The sequence below is a fragment of the Streptomyces sp. GbtcB7 genome, assembly GCF_019091445.1.
In the GTDB taxonomy this organism is placed as follows: Bacteria; Actinomycetota; Actinomycetes; order Streptomycetales; family Streptomycetaceae; genus Streptomyces; species Streptomyces mirabilis.
In genome coordinates this window covers 329,172-346,800 of record NZ_JAGXJM010000005.1, presented here as the reverse complement: position 1 = coordinate 346,800, position 17,629 = coordinate 329,172, and the positions used below count along the sequence as shown (strand labels likewise).

Below are 17,629 nucleotides of genomic sequence, written 5' to 3'. Positions count from 1 at the left end.
AGAAGCCCGATCCGTGGCTTCCGGCTGAACAACGCCAAGCAGTGAAGCCCGAGGCTGGATAGGGGGCCTGGCGGCTTCCGGTGCGAATCCCCCGTCCACGAGCTCGCGAACGGCGAAGACTCAGGTGGGCCGCTCCGGTGAGCCGCCGGAGTGGGCCCACCGTCGATGTCAGCGGCGGGTCTCCCATCACAGGATGATCAGGGTCACGGCACGCTGCCGAGTTGTACGCCGCGCCCTGCAGGAAGTCACCCGGGACGTTTCGGCCCGCCGCCGGTCCCGGCGGGACGGATGCTCGGGCCAGTCTCTCGCGTGACTCCGACCACCAAGGTCCATCTCGCGGCACGCCCAACAGTCGGTACGGCACTGCCGGGCTCGACCCGGCTCGCGTGGTGTCCGTTCCGGAAGCGAGTCCTTACGGGTGTGCGATGTCGGTGATCACCTGGTCGTACCGCCGAACGTTCCCGGTGAATGTGTAGTTCGGGTACCTAGGTCGCAGGCGGGCCAGGGCCGCGTCGACGAAGGCCCACATGTCGCCGATATCGGCGTGGGCGTCGAAGATGGCGTGGGTCAGCCATTCGCCCTCATCGTTGGCCACGTAGGCTTCGTACTTCTGCTCTTCGGTGGTGACGGCCATGGGTGTATCGGTCTCCTGGTTCGTGGCCTGCCGGGTGTCGTCGCTCTTGTCGTCCACGGTGGCGGCTGCCTGCGCTGTCCCTGCCGTGGTGAGAAGCGCTGCCGCTGCGGCCGTGCCGGCGGCGGCGCCCAGCACGGTCCGCCGGGAAATCTCTGACACAGTTCTCCCCCTGCGTTGGCCCCTCCTGGTGAGCGGCCGCAGCCGACCGTACATTCAAGTCCCGTTAAAACGAGCGCAGTTGGAAGAAATCCGCACCCTCACTGGCGCGCGACGACCTGGGGATTCACGCGGCTCTGACCGGGCTTCCGTGAGGTGGCCCAAAGGAGAATGGACGGTCGTCCGGTGCGCCGCCTAGAGTCCCGCTCTTACGAATGATCGTTCTCATCCGCGTCCCGCCCATTCGGAGCAGACGCCACATTGGCAAGGGAGACCCGCTGATGAGTACCGATCCGGAGCGAACGCTGCACCACGCTGTGGACGTCACGGCGGACGACGCGTGGGCGATCGCAGACTTTCTGACGCCACGTCTGGAAGCGCTGGAACGCACTCACCATGACGACACGGAGGAGCACCGAACGGCCGCAGCTCTCGCCGAGGCCGTGTCCGCGCTCGTGATGGCACTCGACGCGCAGATCCTCGGCCCCCCGAGGGGTCGTTTCCGCAACCGCCCGGCGGCACCACCGGCTGCCAGCACAACGCTGACCACGGACGAGCGGCTCGCCGCGGAGAAGCAGCGACTCACCGTGATCACGGAGTGCTGGAACCAGCTCTGCGGCATCCTTCACCCCTGGCGCGAGTGCGACGGCTACGACCGAGCCCGGTGGCACCGGGTGACCTTTCTGGACACAGCCGCTGAGGCTGAGTATCACCGGCTCGTCGACGAAGCCGGCCTCCGGCGGGCCAAGCGGCCGTGAACACCACGATGCCCGTCTCGGACCGCCGGCCAGAGCCAACTTGACGGCTCTGGCCCACGTCACCGTCCAGTGGAGCCGTCGACGAGGGCCCGCTTGAGGATGGCGCTGGTGAAGGTCACGGTGCCGGGCTTCATCAGGCGGCGGTCGACTGCGGTCGCACGCGGGTCGCGGAACCTGACCTGTGTCCTGAAAGCCTTCTGGACGGCTGACGCGAGGTCAGGACACCTCTGTTACAGGGCTGTTGATGATCTCCTCGTACTGTGGTGATCAACACGGCGCCCTCCCAGCGCCCCTCATGCAACGGAGAAGAACCACCATGCGCCTGTTCCACGCCGCCACCGCACTCGCCGCCACGTCCGCGCTGGCCCTGACGCTCACGGCCTGCGGGAACGGCAGCGGCAACGACGCGTCGGGCGACCAGTCGTCCGCACCGGCTTCCTCGCCCTCGGCCACTGCGACTGGCGGCGCCCCGGCCGAGAACGCGGGTGCCACCAAGGATGCGGGCAGTAGCACGGGCGGCGGCGGTACGGGCACCAGCACGGGCAGCGGTACGGGCACCAGCACCGGGGGCAGCGGTGGCGGCACCGGCGCGGGCCGCTGCCACACCGCCGGACTGGGCTTCTCGTTCGGCTCCGGCGACGGCAAGGTCAGCAGCTCGGACGACCAGCAGCAGCTGGCCGTGGTGCTGAAGAACAAGACGTCCGCCGCGTGCACCATCCAGGGCTTCCCCGGGGTCGACCTGAAGTCCTCCGGCGGCAGCTGGTCGCTGACCCGCAGCAGTGCGACGCCCAAGAAGGTCACCCTGGCCGCCGGCAGCAGCACGACGTTCACCATCACCTTCCTGCCGTGGAACCAGGGCAGCGGCACCGAGTTCAAGGCCACCTCGGTCGTCGTCACCCCGCCGAACGAGACCACCTCGACCACCCTGGCCTGGCCCGGCGGCAGCGTCCTGCTCCAGGACGGCGCCACGCACCCCGGCACCTACACCGGCCCCGTCGGCAGCTGACGGCCGGACTGAGACGTACGCACTGTCGCATGCCTCCAACAAGTCCCGGCAGGAACTGAGCCGCAACCGCACCTCCGACCTCAGGCTGGTCACGCAGAACATCCAGTGGCTGCTGCCCATGGGAATCCGGGCGGTTCGGGGCTGTCTCCACCGCGCTGTACGGAGACTTGGAACTACGCGCTGTACGGAGACTTGGAACTACTGGGCCGGACTGCCGGGCACGTGTCCGGCGGCCACCACCGTGGTCCGGGAGCCGAACCTGGCCGGAGGGAGGGGGCACGCGGTGGCCGCCCCACGGCTTCCGGAGGATCTCCATCACCGACGCCATCCTCTCCGGGTCGCCCTCGCACATTGCGGCCGAGGTCTGGGGCCACTCCACGGTCGACACGACGATGGGGTACATCGCGATCCGTCCCGAAGACGTAATCGCGCATCACCGAGCCTTCATCGCCCGCCGCCACGCGGAGCGGTCCAGCGACGAATACCGTGAGCTCATCGCCGCCGAATGGGACCAGTTCCTCGCCCACTTCGAGCTGCGAAAGGTCGCTCTCGGAACCTGTGGCCACGACCACGGAACGCCTTGCCGGCACGAAAATACGTGCGTCAGATGACCCTTCCTCCGGAGCGACCAGACCCAACTGCCCCGGCTGGAGGAGATCCACGCCATCCTCACCGACCGTCTCCAGGAGGCCGAGGAGCAAGGCCGGCTCGGCGACGTCGCCGTGATCGCAACCACCATGGCCGCCGCAGCCCAAAAGCTCGAAGCCATGCGCACTGCCCGCGAGACGCCTGTTCTCCTCGGCACGCCTCATCGGCAGAAGAGGGTGCGAAAGTCGACGTCTGTGCTGCTCGGGTCTTTCACCGCCGCGTCTCTCGCGAGGTCGATCGGCCGGCGGACGGGCGGACGGGCGGACGGCGTGGACTGTATGCGTAAAGCCAGATCTCTCGACCGGCCCTCGTCGTCGATCTCGGGCTCACTGGACTCCCGAACGCAGTGGGCATCGGCACTGTCAGGATCGTCGACCCACGGCTCAAGGTCCCACTCATCGCGGAGAGTCGGCCGCACGCGGCCCACGCGCCACAACCTGGCCAGGGGCTGGCCCGTGGAGACGACGAAAGACCCCCGCCCCTACGATGGACCGATGGCGTCGATCAAGCAGATCCAAGTGACCTTCGACTGCGCAAAACCTGAGCGCGTCGCTCGTTTCTGGTGCGAGGTGTTGGGGTACGTCGTACCGCCGCCACCGGAGGGGTTTGCTACTTGGGACGATTTCGATCGCGCACTGCCGCCTGAGCGTCAGGGTTCAGCGTTCGCATGCGTGGATCCCTCAGGTGTGGGCCCGCGACTGTTCTTCCAGCGCGTTCCCGAAGGCAAGGTCGTCAAGAATCGGCTGCATCTTGACGTGCGGGTCGGCACCGGGCTCGTGGGTGAAGAGCGCCTCGCCGCACTCGAGGCCGAGTGCGCACGACTGGTCGCGCTCGGCGCGGTACGCGTGCGACTACTGCGTGCCGATGGCCACAACGAGTCGTGCCTCCTGATGCAGGACATCGAGGGCAACGAGTTCTGTCTCGACTGAGTGGCCGCGAACGTGGCACCTTCGCGAGTCGACTGGTGCCGTTCGCCGTCACGAGGGTCGCCGTCCCGCGGCGCGCCAACGGTCCTGAGCCAGAACCACCCCACGGTGTCCACGAGCACGAATCTGGCGACGATCGGCGCGAACATCCGCTCACGCCGCAGACAATGCGCGCTCACGCACCTCCGTGCACTCCTGCGACCGGATCCGGTCCTGAGGACCCGATTGGAGGAGATCCGCCACACCCTGATCGCCCGCATCGCCGAGGCCGAGCGGGAAGGACGGCTCGGCGAGGTCGAGGGACTCCAGGTCAGCCTCGCCGGGGCAGAGGAGAAGCTCGCCCCACCGGAAGCGGCACGACGGCTCGATGCGGTCATGCGTTCGACCAAACAGTCCTTGCCTAGGCTTTGTGGGCGAGCAGTTGAACGCCTTGGAACTGCCGCCGGTCGGTGGGCTGAGGCTCGCGAACCATCCGGGCCATGTCGGCCAACCCGGACTTGCGCAACAGCGCGGCGAGGTGATCAGGTCACCACCGATACGCCGACGCGACTGTGTGATCGAAGACCTGCGTCGGGTGAGACGGATCATCGCTTCCCGAAAAGCCGACCAGAAGGTGGCCGCCAGGTGCCAGCACACGATGGAACTCCGTCAGGATGATGGGGAGTTCCTGCGGCGGAGTGTGGATGATGGACCAACGTGAGAGATAAGCGGTGATATGGCCGGGTCCACACCCCAGGTCCGCGACCTGACCGTCCCCACTCGCACTGACGACCTCGGCAAAGGCACCCAAGTTCGCGCGGCCCAGGGGACTGTCACGCAGCGTGTCGCGGAACAGCTGCGCACAGGTGGGGGCAGCAGCGTCGTGGCCTCGTGAGTGGCGCTGGGTGCATCGCGTTCGACCAGGCTCGCGACAGTAGTTCCTGGCGCTGAGGCGAGCCGAGAGAATCACGATCTCCCCTCCCGCCTGTTCCCCCGGGCTGTCGCTGGTCCTAGTGCTCGGCTGTGCGTCGTTGACGATGGCCGCGAGAGGCGGAGGCCTGCCGCACGGGCGGTCCGGGCCTGGCCATCCACCTCAGTCCGCGTGGACGCCGCCTTCGGTGCGGGAGGCGCCCTCGGTCGACGCCATGTCCTGCGTGCCGATGACGCCGAGCAGCTCAAGCTGAGCGGCGCCCTCGGTACCGGGCGGCGCCGTGAACCACAGGAGGCGCTGGCGGCCGTCCTCACTGAAGAGACTGTGGCAGTCCAACTCGATGACGCCCAGCGCGGGGTGCACGATGCGCTTGTGATCGGTGCGGCGCAGGCCGACGTCGTGGGTGTCCCACAGGGCAGCGAACTCCGCGCTGCGCCGCCGCAGTGCGGCCGTCATCCCGGCGACCTCGGCGTCGCGGCCCCGGCGGGCGGCGACCGCCTGCAGGTCAGCGACGAAGACCCGTGAGTGGTGCGGATGGTCCTCGGGCGGATAGACCGCGCGGGCGGCCGGATCGGTGAACCAGCGGTACGCGAAGCCGGTGGCGGGGCCGCGCGGCTCCGGAGCCCGGCCGAGCAGTGCCGCGGCCGGCTCGTTCTGGACGAGGGTCTCGTGCAGGTCGGTGATGACCTGGGCCGGGGTGGTGGCCAGCCGGTCCAACAGCCCGAGCAGGGCGGGCTGGACGTGCCGCGCGCTCGCGCCGTGCGCCGATGCGGGCAGCGGCCGGTCGGCGAGATGGAACAGGTGGTCGCGCTGGTCACCCCCCAGCCGCAGCGCCCGGGCGAGGGCGGCCAGTGTCTGGGACGAGGGCTGGGCGCCGCGTCCGCGCTCCAGCTCGGTGTAGTAGTCGGCCGACAGGCCCGCCAGTTGCGCGACCTCCTCGCGCCGCAGGCCGGGCACCCGGCGCCGGGGCCCCGCGGGCAGGCCGACGTCGGCCGGCCGGATCCGATCACGCCGGGACCTGAGGAACGCCGCAAGCTCGGGAAGGTTCACCCGCTCATCGTCGCCTCTCCGGCGGGGTCCGAGCCAGGGGCTGGTGACCCCAGGGTGGGCTCAGCCCTGGCCAGAGCAGGTGACTCGGACGGATGGTTGCCCCATCGGGGTCGACCTCCTGCTCGTTGTGAGCAGCCTCGGCGCCCCCGCACGAAGAGAGAGAGCACCATGCCGTTCGCCAACTTCAAGGTCCCCGCCGGCGCCCTCACCGCAGAGCAGAAGGAGCAGATCATCACGCGCACCACCGACCTGTACGCCGAGATCTTCGGCGACCGCGCCCGGGCCACCACCCTCGTACTGGTCGAAGAGGTCGCCGACGCCGGATGGGGCATCGGCGGCGGTGTCCTGACGCTTGCCAAGATCCAGCAGACGCCGCAGGAGTGACGGCCTGGCCGGTCGCCGCCCGCGGCGCGGCCGTCGAGATTCGTCGCCCCGTGGAGGGCGGCGTGGATCTCGACGAGGCCGCAGCCACGGCGCAGTGCCGCGTCACGGCACGCGCCGCCAGCCCGTGGCGCGGGAACGCGGCGACGGTCATGAAGCCGTCCGGGAAGCCCTTCGGCCGCACCAGGCGCGGTGGCGGCGCCGACCGGGCGGCTCGACGGGGTGGGCGGCCATCTCGGCCCGGTGCGCGAGGGAGCCCGGACCGCCGCCGAAGACCGGGCGTGCGCGGGGATGCCGCCGTCGGCGGACACCGCGAGCCCGGCCTGGACCTGCGTCCCAGTGCGACCTACCGACGTCGATGCCGAACTCGGCGATCGCCCGCGCCCCGACCGTGCCCTCGATCCGCTCCGGCTCCGGCTCCGGCTCCGGCTCCGGCTCCGTCTCCGGGGCGATCGCGTCCAGCGCCCGGGCAAGGCGGTCGTCGTACAGCAGACCCGGCTCGACTCCGAGCACTTCCTCCACCGACCAGGTACGAGCCCAGTCGCCCATCCGCACCAGCGGAGCGGGCGAGGTGAGCCGGTTGGCCCAGACGCTTCCACGGACACCACCGCGCACTCAAAGCACTGGCGCTGGGACCGAGGCCGCGGGGACCGGGAAGAAATCGCAAGGCGCCCCTTGGCGCATCCTCGCCACCTGCCCCGAACGCTGGCCCGAACTGGTCGGCCATCCCACGCTCGGCACGACCGTTCAGCATCTCCTCCTGGACCATGCCGAAGCGGAGCAAGACCTCAACCGTCAGAAGGCGGCAACCGGCAACTCCTTCCTCATGCGCGGCATCCAGGGCGACTCGGAAGAGAACCTGGAGCCAGGGCTGTCGCTCGACGCCGGTCTGCTGGAGGCCTGCCTGCCCTGTGCCTGCGGGAGACGGCCGGCCTGCCCAAGCCGAGCGTGACCGCCCGCCACCGCCTCCACCACATCCCCGAACCCTTCACCGACGAGGGTCTGCGCGCCGTGATCGACGTACGCAGGCAGATCCCCGGCCTGCCCATCGTGGTGCTCTCGCAGTACGTCGAGCAGCTGTACGCCAGGGAACTGATGTCGGACCGCGCCGGGGCGGTGGGCTACCTGCTGAAGGACCGGGTGCTGGACGTCGGCCAGTTCGTCGCAGGCGTCCGGCAGGTCGCCGCCGGCAGTACGGTCATGGATCCCGACGTGGTCGGCGCCCTCCTCACCCACCGCTCGGCAGACCCCCACCTGCTGGAGCTGACCCCGCGTGAGCACGAGGTGCTCTCGCTGATGGCCCAGGGCCGCTCCAACGCCGCCATCGCCGGCCGGATGTTCGTCAGCGAGAAGACCGTCAGCAAGCACAGCTACAACATCTTCACCAAACTCGGACTCGAACCGTCCGAGGACGACAACCGCCGGATCCTGGCAGTACTCGCCTACCTGGAAGGCTGAGCCGCTACCACCGTCCGCCACCGAAGCCGGCTACGTGCCGATCCGGACCCGGACGAGGGCGGTGCTCCAGGAGGCGCTGGTGGGTGCCCGAGAGGTAGCCGGGGACATCGGCAAAGGTCAGCAGCGGGATGCCGATCGCGGCCGCGACGGGATGGGTGTCTCGCGTGCGAGGCTCCGCGGCGCAGTATGCCTCTCTGGACCGCCGCTTCAAGGAGGAGCCACTCGTGCCATGCCGCGGGGCAGTGGAGGAGACAGCCTCGTGGCGCCCATGCGGCGCGTGCGCCCCGCCGGAGTCAAGGCGGACTCGAAGTCGCGCCGGCCTGCCTGTCCAACACCGGCCGGGCCGACGTGGTCCAGGAACCGGGAACCGGTCGGCAGAGTGCGTGACGAAGAGCTGGGGAACGTGCGGAAGCGAGCCCTGGAGCACGCTGGGGACGAGGACCTTGCCCCGTCGGTAACCCACCGTCCATGACGCATGGATCGCGCAAGAATTTGCGCTCCTTGCGTTCACTTGCGGTCTCGGAGCGCAAGCCCGCAACCGCCGCCGAGTCGCGGACCGGACTATGCGAGCCCGTAAAGCTGGCCCCGATGCCTGCCATTTGACCGCTTCAGTGGCTCGGAAGTGGCGCCCGCGCCGCCATCACTCCTGAGTGATGGGTGCTTCTGGTGAATATTGTGCCGTTCCGGCTGTAGACCCGCTCATGCTGCTCTGCAATATTTCGATGAAACAACGCAAAATACTGCCTCGCGGTGCCTTGAGGAGATCTTCTCCGTCAGGTCGGCTCCTGCCGCCTGAACGCACTGCACCCCGCTCCGCACTGATCGTCCTGCACCTTTCTGCACCACTCCGCCAGGAATGAGCCGCCCTCGCCGCCCCACCGGCGCGCGAGCCTCCGCAGGAAGCGACCCCGCATGACTCGACACAAGCAGAGATCCCCAAGGCGGCGCGCAGCGACCGCCGTACTCGCCTCCGCCGTCATGGTTCTGGGCCTGCCCGCCATCGGCGCACACGCGGCCGGCGGCCCCAACGCCGCTGCTGACGCCAAGACCACGGCGGGCAGCACCCGCGGGGCACACGCCGCCGCCAACATCACCGACGGCGACACCGACACCTACTGGCAGGCCGGAAAGAAGTCGGCCCAGTGGGTGCAGACCGACCTCGGGCGGACGAAGCGCGTCCGCGAAGTCGTGCTGCGACTGCCCGAGCACTGGCAGACCCGCAAACAGACACTGGCGCTCCAGGCAAGCGCCGACGGAAAGAGCTTCGCCACGCTCAAGTCGTCGGCGCAGTACGTCTTCAGCCCCGGCAACGACAACACGGTGAAGGTCTCCCTGCCCGCGACTCTCGCCCGGTACGTACGGGCCGATTTCAGCGCCAACTCGGTCGCCGGCACCGCTCAGCTCGCCGAGATGCAGGTCCTCACGACCGCCGCCGCGACCCCCAACCTCGCCCAGGGCAAACCCTTCAGCGAGAGCGGGCACGCCGACGTCTACGGCGCGGCCAACGCTGGTGACGGCAACCGCAACACCTACTGGGAGAGCACGAACAACGCCTTCCCGCAGTGGCTCCAGGTCGACCTCGGCTCGTCGGTCAAGATCAACCAGGTGACGTTGCGGCTGCCCAGCGGCTGGCCGAGCCGCAGCCAGACCTTCAAGGTCCAGGGCTCGACCGACAACCAGAACTTCACCGACCTCACGGCCTCGAAGGCATACACCTTCGACAGCACCAATGACCAGTCGACGTCCATCTCCTTCGACACGACCACCACGCGGTACGTGCGCGTGCTGTTCACCGCCAACACCGGCTGGCCCGCCGGGCAGGCGTCCGAGCTGGAGGTCTACGGACCGGCGACCGGCGACACCCAGGCGCCCACGGCGCCGTCCAACCTGAGCTACACCGAGCCGGCCACCGGGCAGATCAGACTGACCTGGAGCGCGGCCACCGACGACACGGCCGTGACCGGCTACGACATCTACGCGAACGGCCAGTTGCGGGCGAGCGTCGCCGGGAACGTCCTGACCTACACCGACACCCAGCCGGCCGGCAGCGACATCACGTACTTCGTGCGGGCCAAGGACGCCGCGGGCAACGTCTCCGCCAACAGCAACAGCGTCATCCGCAAGGGATCGAGCGGCGACACCCAGGCCCCCACCGCGCCCGGAAACCTCGCCTACACGCAGTCCGGCAACGACGTGAAGCTCACCTGGCAGGCGTCGAGCGACAACGTCCAGGTCACCGGCTACGACGTCTACGCCAACAACCAGGTCGTCAAGACCGTGGCGGGTGACGTCACGACGTACACCGACACTCCGTCGCCTGCGGCCACGGTCACCTACTACGTGAAGGCGAAGGACGCCGCCGGGAACGTGTCGGTGGCGAGCAACAGCGTCACCCGGACCGGTTCCGGCGCCGGTTCCGATCTCGCCCAGGGCAAGCCCATCGAGGCCTCCTCGTACACCTTCACCTACGTCGCCACGAACGCCAACGACGGTCAGAGCAGCACCTATTGGGAGAGCGCGGGCGGCGCCTACCCGGCCACCCTCACCACCAAGCTGGGTGCCAACGCCGACCTCAGCCAGGTCGTCGTCAAGCTCAACCCCGATGCCGCCTGGTCCACGCGCACGCAGAACATCCAGGTGCTCGGCCGCGACCAGGACGCGACGGCGTTCACGAGCCTCGTGGCCGCGAAGGACTATACGTTCAACCCGGCGAGCGGCAACACGGTGACCATCCCGGTCTCCGGCTCCGCCGCCGACATCCAGCTCAAGTTCGCCTCCAACTCCGGTGCTCCGGGCGCGCAGGTCGCCGAGCTCCAGGTGATCGGCACCCCGGCCGCCAACCCGGACCTCAAGGTCACCGGCATCACCAACACACCCGCGGCCCCGGTCGAGTCGGACGCCATCAGCCTGACGGCGACCGTCACCAACAGCGGCAGCAAGCCGTCCAAGGCCACCGACCTGAACTTCACGCTGGGCGGCACCAAGGCAGCCACCGCGGACGTCCCGGCCCTCGCGGCCGGCGATTCGACGACGGTCACGACGAGCATCGGCACCCGGGACGCGGGCAGTTACCCGCTCGGCGCCGAGGTGGACCCGTCGAACAAGGTCATCGAGCAGAACGAGGCGAACAACGTCTTCACCCGCTCCGACGCCCTCGTCGTCAAGCCCGTCTCCAGCTCGGACCTGGTCGCCGCTCCGGTCGCCTGGACGCCCTCCAGCGCCTCGGCGGGCGACAACGTCTCGTTCACCGTCGCGATCAAGAACCAGGGGACGGTGGCCTCGGCCTCCGGCGCCCACAACGTCACACTGACGGTCCAGGACTCCAACGGCGCCACCGTCAAGACGCTCACCGGCTCCTACAGTGGCGCCATCGCGTCCGGCCAGACGACCGCACCGGTCGGCCTCGGCTCATGGACCGCCGCCAACGGCAAGTACACCGTCAAGACGGTCATCGCCGACGACGCCAACGAACTGCCGGTCAAGCGGACCAACAACACCACCACACAACCCCTGTTCGTCGGCCGCGGCGCGGACATGCCGTACGACATGTACGAGGCCGAGGACGGCACCGTCGGCGGCGGCGCCAAGGTCGTCGGCCCGAACCGCACGATCGGCGACATCGCGGGCGAGGCGAGCGGCCGCAAGGCCGTGACCCTCACCGGGACCGGCCAGTACGTCGAGTGGACCACCCGGGCGGCCACCAACACCCTGGTCACCCGCTTCGAGATCCCGGACGGCACCGACACGACGCTCAATGTCTACGTGGACGGCCAGTTCCTCAAGCCGATCGACCTCACGTCGAAGTACGCCTGGCTCTACGGCAACGAGACCTCTCCGGGCAACTCGCCCGGCTCCGGTGCCCCGCGCCACATCTACGACGAGGCGAACCTGCAGCTCGGCAGGACCGTTCCGGCCGGCTCCAAGATCCGGCTCCAGAAGGACGCGGCCAACACCTCCACCTACGCCATCGACTTCATCAACACCGAACAGGCGACGGCGATCCCGAACCCGGACCCGGCCGCCTACACGGTCCCGGCCGGCTTCTCCCACCAGGACGTGCAGAACGCGCTCGACAAGGTCCGCATGGACACCACGGGCAAGCTCGTCGGCGTCTACCTGCCCGCCGGAGACTACGAGACCTCCAGCAAGTTCCAGGTCTACGGCAAGGCGGTCAAGGTCGTCGGAGCCGGGCCGTGGTTCACCCGCTTCCACGCACCCGCCTCGCAGGAGAACACCGACGTGGGCTTCCGGGCCGAGGCCACCGCCAACGGCTCGTCGTTCACCGGCTTCTCCTACTTCGGCAACTACACGTCCCGGATCGACGGTCCGGGCAAGGTGTTCGACTTCTCCAACGTCTCGGGCATCACCATCGACGACATCTGGGTCGAGCACATGGTGTGCCTCTACTGGGGCGCCAACACCGACAACATGACCATCAAGAACTCCCGCATCCGTGACACGTTCGCCGACGGCATCAACATGACGAACGGCTCCACGGACAACCACGTGGTCAACAACGACGCCCGGGCCACAGGCGACGACAGCTTCGCGCTCTTCTCGGCGATCGACGCGGGCGGCGCCGACGAGAAGAACAACCTCTACGAGAACCTGACGTCGACGCTCACCTGGCGCGCGGCCGGTATCGCCGTCTACGGCGGCTACAACAACACCTTCCGCAACATCCGGGTCGCCGACACCCTGGTCTACTCCGGCATCACCATCTCCTCGCTGGACTTCGGCTACCCGATGAACGGCTTCGGGACCGATCCGACGACGATCGAGAACGTCTCCCTGGACAGAACCGGCGGCCACTTCTGGGGCTCGCAGGTCTTCCCGGCCATCTGGGCGTTCTCGGCCTCCAAGGTCTTCCAGGGCATCCGGGTCAACGACGTCGACATCGACGACTCCACCTACGGAGGAGTGATGTTCCAGACCAACTACGTCGGCGGCCAGCCACAGTTCCCGGTGAAGGACACGATCTTCACCGACATCTCCATCACCAACTCCAAGAAGAGCGGAGACGCGTTCGACGCGAAGTCCGGTTTCGGCATCTGGGCCAACGAGCTGCCCGAGCCCGGTCAGGGACCGGCCGTCGGTTCGGCCACCTTCGTCAACCTTCGGATGAGCGGCAACGCCCAGGACATCCGCAACACCACGTCCACCTTCACGATCAACGTCCAGTAACTCCCGGCAGCACGGCTTGAAGCGGGGCCGCCCTTCCTGACAAGGGCGGCCCCGTTCCGGCATGTGCCTGTACCTACCAGCCGACGGCGACCAGGAGCCACTGCGGGTTGGCGTGGGAGATGAAGGAGGACTGGCCCGCCACATCGTCGTAGGGGAAGCCGTAGGCGAGCTGGTTGATGGCGTTGTCGTGCCAGAACTTGGCGTAGTAGTTCGCGGGGGCCGCCTTGTAGAACTGCGCCGGGTCGGACTGCTGCGACGCCGGCAGGGTGGCCACGTGGCGGTTGAGGGCGGCGCACATGTCGGGGTTGGCGGCCAGCGAGGCGGCGCAGCCGAAGATGTCGGAGGTGGCCGCGTTCACGCCGACCGACTGGGCGTAGGACGTGAAGTAGCCGGCGTTGGCGCCACCCGCGCGGAAGCTCGGATCGCTGCCGGGTGCGATGATCCGGTACGGAGCCTGGGTCTGGGCCAGGACCTTGAACTGGGACGGAACCGCGTCGGTGAAGCGCTGGAAGGTGGTGGCCCGGTCCTCGGCGAAGGTCTGCCGGTTCTCGCCGACCTCGACGTCGTAACCGTCCTTGGTGTGCAGGCGCATGGCGAGTTTGAGGCCGAAGGCGTCGACCCGTGTGGTGTTGCCGTTGAAGACGTTGTTGCCGACCGTGAACTCGATGAAGTCGTAGTAGGGGCCGTTGGGCGAGCCCAGGTAGAAGTACATACGGCCCGCGGAGTTGGCAGGCATGTCCAGGTAGGGCTGCTCGGCGATGGAGTGCGCCTGCCCGTTGAAGCTCCAGTACACCTGGCTGTCGGGGTACTTGCCGTTGGTGCGGTTGAGGATCTTCACCTCGACGGCGTTGCTCGCCGGGGGTATGTCACTGGTGCTGCCCCAGAAGTCGTCCGGCGGTGTGGTGCTCCCGGGGCCGTAGACCTGGAACTCCCACAGCGAGTAGCCGTACGGGGTGGCCCGTGCGGTGCCGTACACCCGGACGTAGCGCCCGCTGCCTGTGATGTTGATGTTCTGGGTGCCGCCGGTGGAGGTCGTGGTGGAGTAGACGGTGGTCCAACTGTTCGCGTCGGTCGAGGTCTGGATCTGGTATCCGGTGGCGTAGGCGGCCTCCCAGTTCAGCGAGACGCGGGTGAGCTGCTGCGTGGAACCGAGGTCCACCCGCAGCCACTGCGGATCGGCGAAGGCCGAGGACCATCGGGTGCCGGTGTCGCCGTCGACGGCCGCGCTCGCGGGGAAGGACCCGCTCTCGGTCGAGGACGCGGTGGCGGGCCGTCCTTGGGACAGCAACTGGTCGGCAGCGCGGGCGGGCGAGGGAGTCAGGGCGGCGAAGCAGGCGACTATCAGGATGACGACCAGACCGAGAGCCGTGCGGGAGCCTACGGCACCGGCCGAAGGTCTGCCGAGTGTGCCGGATACGCCGGCGGAAGTCTGCATGGGGGGGTCTCCTCAAGCCGGTTCGGCGTGCGGGGGCAGGAGCAACAGCGGGTGCGAGAGCGCTCTCACCGGGTTGTAGCCCCACCTGTGCCTGGCGTCAACAACTGAAGTCGAATCCACGGCAGTTCGTCGATACGGGGGCAGCAAGAGGCGGACGGCTTGGGCAACGCCGCGCGCCGCCCCGGCGATCCGTTCAGAATCCGATCACGGGCCTCACCTCGACCCGGCCTGTTCCTCCATCACTTGACGTCTCCGGTATGGACCTTCGTGATCGTCGTGGCCGTGAACGAGTAGACCCCTTGCGTCGGCGAGGAGCTTTGGATGAACGAGACCACCATGCCCGCGGCCATACCGGCAGACGGCTGCGCGCCACCCGAGGCCCCTGCCTCGAGCGAGCTGAGTGCGGGACCCCTTGCACACCTTGCTGGACACGGTGGCCACCTGCCGCCCGCTCGACCAGGTCACCACGCTGCCGGCACCGCTCAAGGAGAGCGGTCGGCACCCGGAGCTGGTACGGGAGGCCCTGCGCACGACCGCCGTCGCCCGCCCCGTCGACGAGGTGGGTCAGCTGATCGACCTGCTGTGCAAGTCCCCGCAGGGGCAGGCCGAGGCCGACATCCTGCTGCGTGCGGCGGCCGTGAAGCGACCCATGGAGGACGTCGCCTCCGCGCCGCGCGGGGCGGCCGGGAACCCCGCCGTGTCGTGGGCGGTCCCAGCCTGGCAGCGGGCCCTGCGCCGGCCGGTGGCGCTCGCGCTACCGGCCCTCGCCGCCCCGCACTTGCCCGCGGACCTGGCAGAAGCTCGGGTTCTTCCAGAGCCGGGGCAACGTTCCCCTCCAGACAACCGACTTGAGACGGCCGTTTGCCGCGACCGGATTGCGGTTAGGGTGCTGACGGCTCCCGCGGAGGCGTACATGCCAGGAGCGGGTGTCCGCGGGGCGGTCATGGTCGCTGGAGAGTGAATCGGACACGACGGGGGGCTCGCGTTGGATCACGGCGCGCGGCAGCGGAACAAAGTCACTACCGCAGGTCGACCGGACGCGGTGAACGTGTGACCGGCCGACCGGCGCCCACGGTGCTGCCCCCGTCACTGCGCCCGTGGCTCGGGCTGATCGCGGCCCTCGCCGCGCTGGTGGTCGTCGCGCTCGGGGTCCTCTACGCCGGCCACAGCGAGCCCGGCGTGGTGGACAGGTGGATCATCCAGCCGACGGCGGACAGTTTGCGGCCGCCGTGGCGGCACGTCGCCCTGGCCCTGGACTTCTTGGGGGAACCCGCGGGATCGGCGATGCTGATCGTGGCCGGCGTGGCGGGCTGCCTGCTGCTTCGGCGTCCCCGCGCGGCGGTGCTCGTCGTTGTCGGCGTCGGCATGACCGTGGGGACGACCACGCTGCTCAAGCACCTGGTGGGACGCACCATCCACGGCGCCGGCAACCTGTCCTATCCGAGCGGGCACACCGCCTTCTTCACCGCACTCGCCCTCATCGTGGCGCTGCTCGCGACCGGCCGGCTCGGTCTCGGCAGGACGGCCGGCACGTCACTCGTGCTCGCCGCGGCGCTGGTTGCCGGCGCCGCCATGGGATGGGCGCAGGTCGGCCTGGGCGCGCACTATCCGACCGACGTCCTCGGCGGCTGGTGCACCGCGCTGGCGGTGATACCGGCGACCGCGTGGCTGGTCGACCGGATGGCTGACCGGCTGGTCGATCGGATGGCCGACGCCGGTCTGCGGGAGCGTCGCTGACGTCGCGTCACGCCAAGCGGCGGAATACGGGCTTCACGGGTCGTCCGCCCAGCCAGGGGGTGGGGTCAGCGGCGTCCAGTGCCTTCCGGTACACCGCACATGCCTGGGCCACCACGTCGACGGTGTGATCGATGTCGGCGTCGTCGAGCGCGCTGCTCACCACGAACGACGGTGCCAGCACCCCGCCCGCGAGGAGCCGGCGCAGGAACAGGGTGCGGTACTGCTGCGACGGCTGCCGGTTCTCGTCGAGGGTGGCGAAGACCAGGTTGCTGGCCCGGCCCCGGACGACGATGTGGTCGCCGACGCCCATGCCGGCCGCGGCGTCGCGGACACCGGCGGCCAACCGCTCGCCGAGGGTGTGCAGCCGCGCGGTGACGCCCTCTTCGACGTAGGTGGTGAGCACGGCCATCGCTGCTGCCAGGGAGTGCGTTTCCGCACCGTGCGTGGTGGACAGCAGGAACACCCGGTCGCCGGAGTGACGCAGCCCGCCCCGCTCCATCAGATCGCGGCGCCCGGCCAGCGCGGAGACGGCGAATCCGTTGCCCAGCGCCTTGCCGAACGTGGAGAGGTCGGGGACGACGCCGTACAGGCCCTGGGCGCCCGCCTCGGACCAGCGGAAGCCGGTGATCATCTCATCGAAGATCAGTACGCAGCCGTACCGGTCGGCCAGCTCGCGCAGGCCGGCGAGGTACCCGGGCGGCGGCTCGGTGTGGGTGGCGGGTTCGACGATCAGGCAGGCGACCTCGTCCTCGTACCGGGTGAGCAGCTCCTCCGTGGCGGCCAGGTCCCCGTAAGGGAACGCCACGGTCAGCTCGTTGGTCGCCGCCGGAACACCGGCGGCCATCGGCGTGGTGCCGATGAACCAGTCGTCGACGGAGAAGAACGGATGGTCGGCGCAGAGGGCCACCCGCGGGCGCCCGGTGGCGGCGCGAGCGAGGCGCACCGCGGCGGTGGTGGCGTCGGAGCCGTTCTTCGCGAACTTCACCATCTCGGCGGTCGGCACCGTGGCCAGGAAGCGTTCCGCGGCCTCGACCTCCACGATGGACGGCCGGACGAAATTGCTGCCGCGGTCGAGTTCCCGCCGCACCGCCTCGATCACGCGTGGGTGGGCGTGGCCGAGGCTGACCGACCGCAGGCCGGAGCCGTACTCGATGTAGCGGTTGCCGTCGATGTCCCACACGTGGGCACCGTGGCCGTGGCTGATGACCGGGGCCAGGTTCTCGGGGTACTGGTCGTCGCCCTTGGCGTAGGTGTGCGCGCCACCGGGGATCAGGGCGTGCAGCCGCTCGTTGGCCAGCCGCGAGCGGGGCAGGAGGAACTCTTCGGTGTCTTCGGTATGCACGCCG

At 69.1% G+C, this 17,629-nt stretch carries 14 protein-coding genes and 1 pseudogene; 9 read left to right on the top strand and 6 right to left on the bottom strand.

Annotation, left to right across the window (positions count from 1 at the left end; translation table 11 throughout):
* Positions 1 to 412 precede the first annotated feature (412 nt).
* Positions 413 to 793 carry a hypothetical protein gene (locus KVT44_RS11815; protein ID WP_143687875.1) on the bottom strand — a complete coding sequence of 127 codons (381 nt, stop codon included), beginning with the start codon at positions 791 to 793 and terminating at the stop codon, positions 413 to 415.
* A gap of 278 nt (positions 794 to 1,071) precedes the next feature.
* On the opposite strand from KVT44_RS11815, the gene KVT44_RS11810 reads away from it, so the two are divergent.
* The 3 genes from KVT44_RS11810 to KVT44_RS11800 all read left to right on the top strand — a co-directional run bounded on the left by KVT44_RS11810 (position 1,072) and on the right by KVT44_RS11800 (position 4,131).
* Positions 1,072 to 1,548 (top strand): hypothetical protein, encoded by a 477-nt coding sequence (locus tag KVT44_RS11810; RefSeq protein WP_217566987.1) that lies wholly within the window; start codon positions 1,072 to 1,074, stop codon positions 1,546 to 1,548.
* 316 nt (positions 1,549 to 1,864) lie between these two features.
* Positions 1,865 to 2,554 carry a DUF4232 domain-containing protein gene (locus KVT44_RS11805; protein WP_217566986.1) on the top strand — a complete coding sequence of 230 codons (690 nt, stop codon included), beginning with the start codon at positions 1,865 to 1,867 and terminating at the stop codon, positions 2,552 to 2,554.
* Positions 2,555 to 3,696: 1,142 nt separating this feature from the next.
* Complete coding sequence (locus KVT44_RS11800) at positions 3,697 to 4,131, top strand: VOC family protein (RefSeq protein ID WP_190172018.1); 435 nt, start codon at positions 3,697 to 3,699, stop codon at positions 4,129 to 4,131.
* 397 nt (positions 4,132 to 4,528) lie between these two features.
* Here the strand turns inward: KVT44_RS11800 and KVT44_RS57980 are convergent.
* Both KVT44_RS57980 and KVT44_RS11795 read right to left on the bottom strand, forming a co-directional pair.
* Positions 4,529 to 5,031, bottom strand: a pseudogene (locus tag KVT44_RS57980) (SAM-dependent methyltransferase).
* Between the two features lie 169 nt (positions 5,032 to 5,200).
* Positions 5,201 to 6,088: a helix-turn-helix transcriptional regulator gene (locus tag KVT44_RS11795; RefSeq protein ID WP_217566985.1), complete on the bottom strand. Its 888-nt coding sequence runs from the start codon at positions 6,086 to 6,088 to the stop codon at positions 5,201 to 5,203.
* Positions 6,089 to 6,256: 168 nt separating this feature from the next.
* Between KVT44_RS11795 and KVT44_RS11790 the strand changes: the two genes are divergently transcribed.
* Positions 6,257 to 6,472 carry a 4-oxalocrotonate tautomerase family protein gene (locus KVT44_RS11790; protein ID WP_099924602.1) on the top strand — a complete coding sequence of 72 codons (216 nt, stop codon included), beginning with the start codon at positions 6,257 to 6,259 and terminating at the stop codon, positions 6,470 to 6,472.
* A 147-nt stretch (positions 6,473 to 6,619) separates the two neighbouring features.
* Here KVT44_RS11790 and KVT44_RS11785 read toward each other — a convergent pair whose 3' ends face one another.
* Positions 6,620 to 7,018, bottom strand: coding sequence for a hypothetical protein (locus KVT44_RS11785; protein ID WP_308313967.1), 399 nt, complete (start codon positions 7,016 to 7,018; stop codon positions 6,620 to 6,622).
* A 31-nt stretch (positions 7,019 to 7,049) separates the two neighbouring features.
* On the opposite strand from KVT44_RS11785, the gene KVT44_RS57975 reads away from it, so the two are divergent.
* From KVT44_RS57975 to KVT44_RS11775, 3 genes are all read left to right on the top strand, one after another.
* Positions 7,050 to 7,421, top strand: coding sequence for a hypothetical protein (locus KVT44_RS57975; protein WP_254649283.1), 372 nt, complete (start codon positions 7,050 to 7,052; stop codon positions 7,419 to 7,421).
* Positions 7,418 to 7,927: a response regulator transcription factor gene (locus KVT44_RS11780; protein WP_308313966.1), complete on the top strand. Its 510-nt coding sequence runs from the start codon at positions 7,418 to 7,420 to the stop codon at positions 7,925 to 7,927. Before KVT44_RS57975 ends, KVT44_RS11780 begins: the two co-directional genes overlap by 4 nt.
* A 912-nt stretch (positions 7,928 to 8,839) precedes the next feature.
* Complete coding sequence (locus KVT44_RS11775) at positions 8,840 to 13,111, top strand: discoidin domain-containing protein (RefSeq protein ID WP_217566983.1); 4,272 nt, start codon at positions 8,840 to 8,842, stop codon at positions 13,109 to 13,111.
* Between the two features lie 73 nt (positions 13,112 to 13,184).
* Here KVT44_RS11775 and KVT44_RS11770 read toward each other — a convergent pair whose 3' ends face one another.
* Positions 13,185 to 14,546: a beta-1,3-glucanase family protein gene (locus KVT44_RS11770; protein ID WP_217566982.1), complete on the bottom strand. Its 1,362-nt coding sequence runs from the start codon at positions 14,544 to 14,546 to the stop codon at positions 13,185 to 13,187.
* Between the two features lie 412 nt (positions 14,547 to 14,958).
* On the opposite strand from KVT44_RS11770, the gene KVT44_RS11765 reads away from it, so the two are divergent.
* Together KVT44_RS11765 and KVT44_RS11760 are read left to right on the top strand one after the other, a co-directional pair.
* Positions 14,959 to 15,507: a hypothetical protein gene (locus KVT44_RS11765; protein ID WP_217566981.1), complete on the top strand. Its 549-nt coding sequence runs from the start codon at positions 14,959 to 14,961 to the stop codon at positions 15,505 to 15,507.
* 89 nt (positions 15,508 to 15,596) lie between these two features.
* Positions 15,597 to 16,283, top strand: a complete 687-nt coding sequence (locus tag KVT44_RS11760; RefSeq protein WP_217566980.1) for a phosphatase PAP2 family protein — start codon at positions 15,597 to 15,599, stop codon at positions 16,281 to 16,283.
* Positions 16,284 to 16,290: 7 nt separating this feature from the next.
* Here the strand turns inward: KVT44_RS11760 and KVT44_RS11755 are convergent, their stop codons facing one another.
* Entirely contained in the window at positions 16,291 to 17,625 is a 1,335-nt protein-coding gene (locus KVT44_RS11755) for a glutamate-1-semialdehyde 2,1-aminomutase (RefSeq protein WP_217566979.1), read from the bottom strand.
* Positions 17,626 to 17,629: the final 4 nt, after the last annotated feature.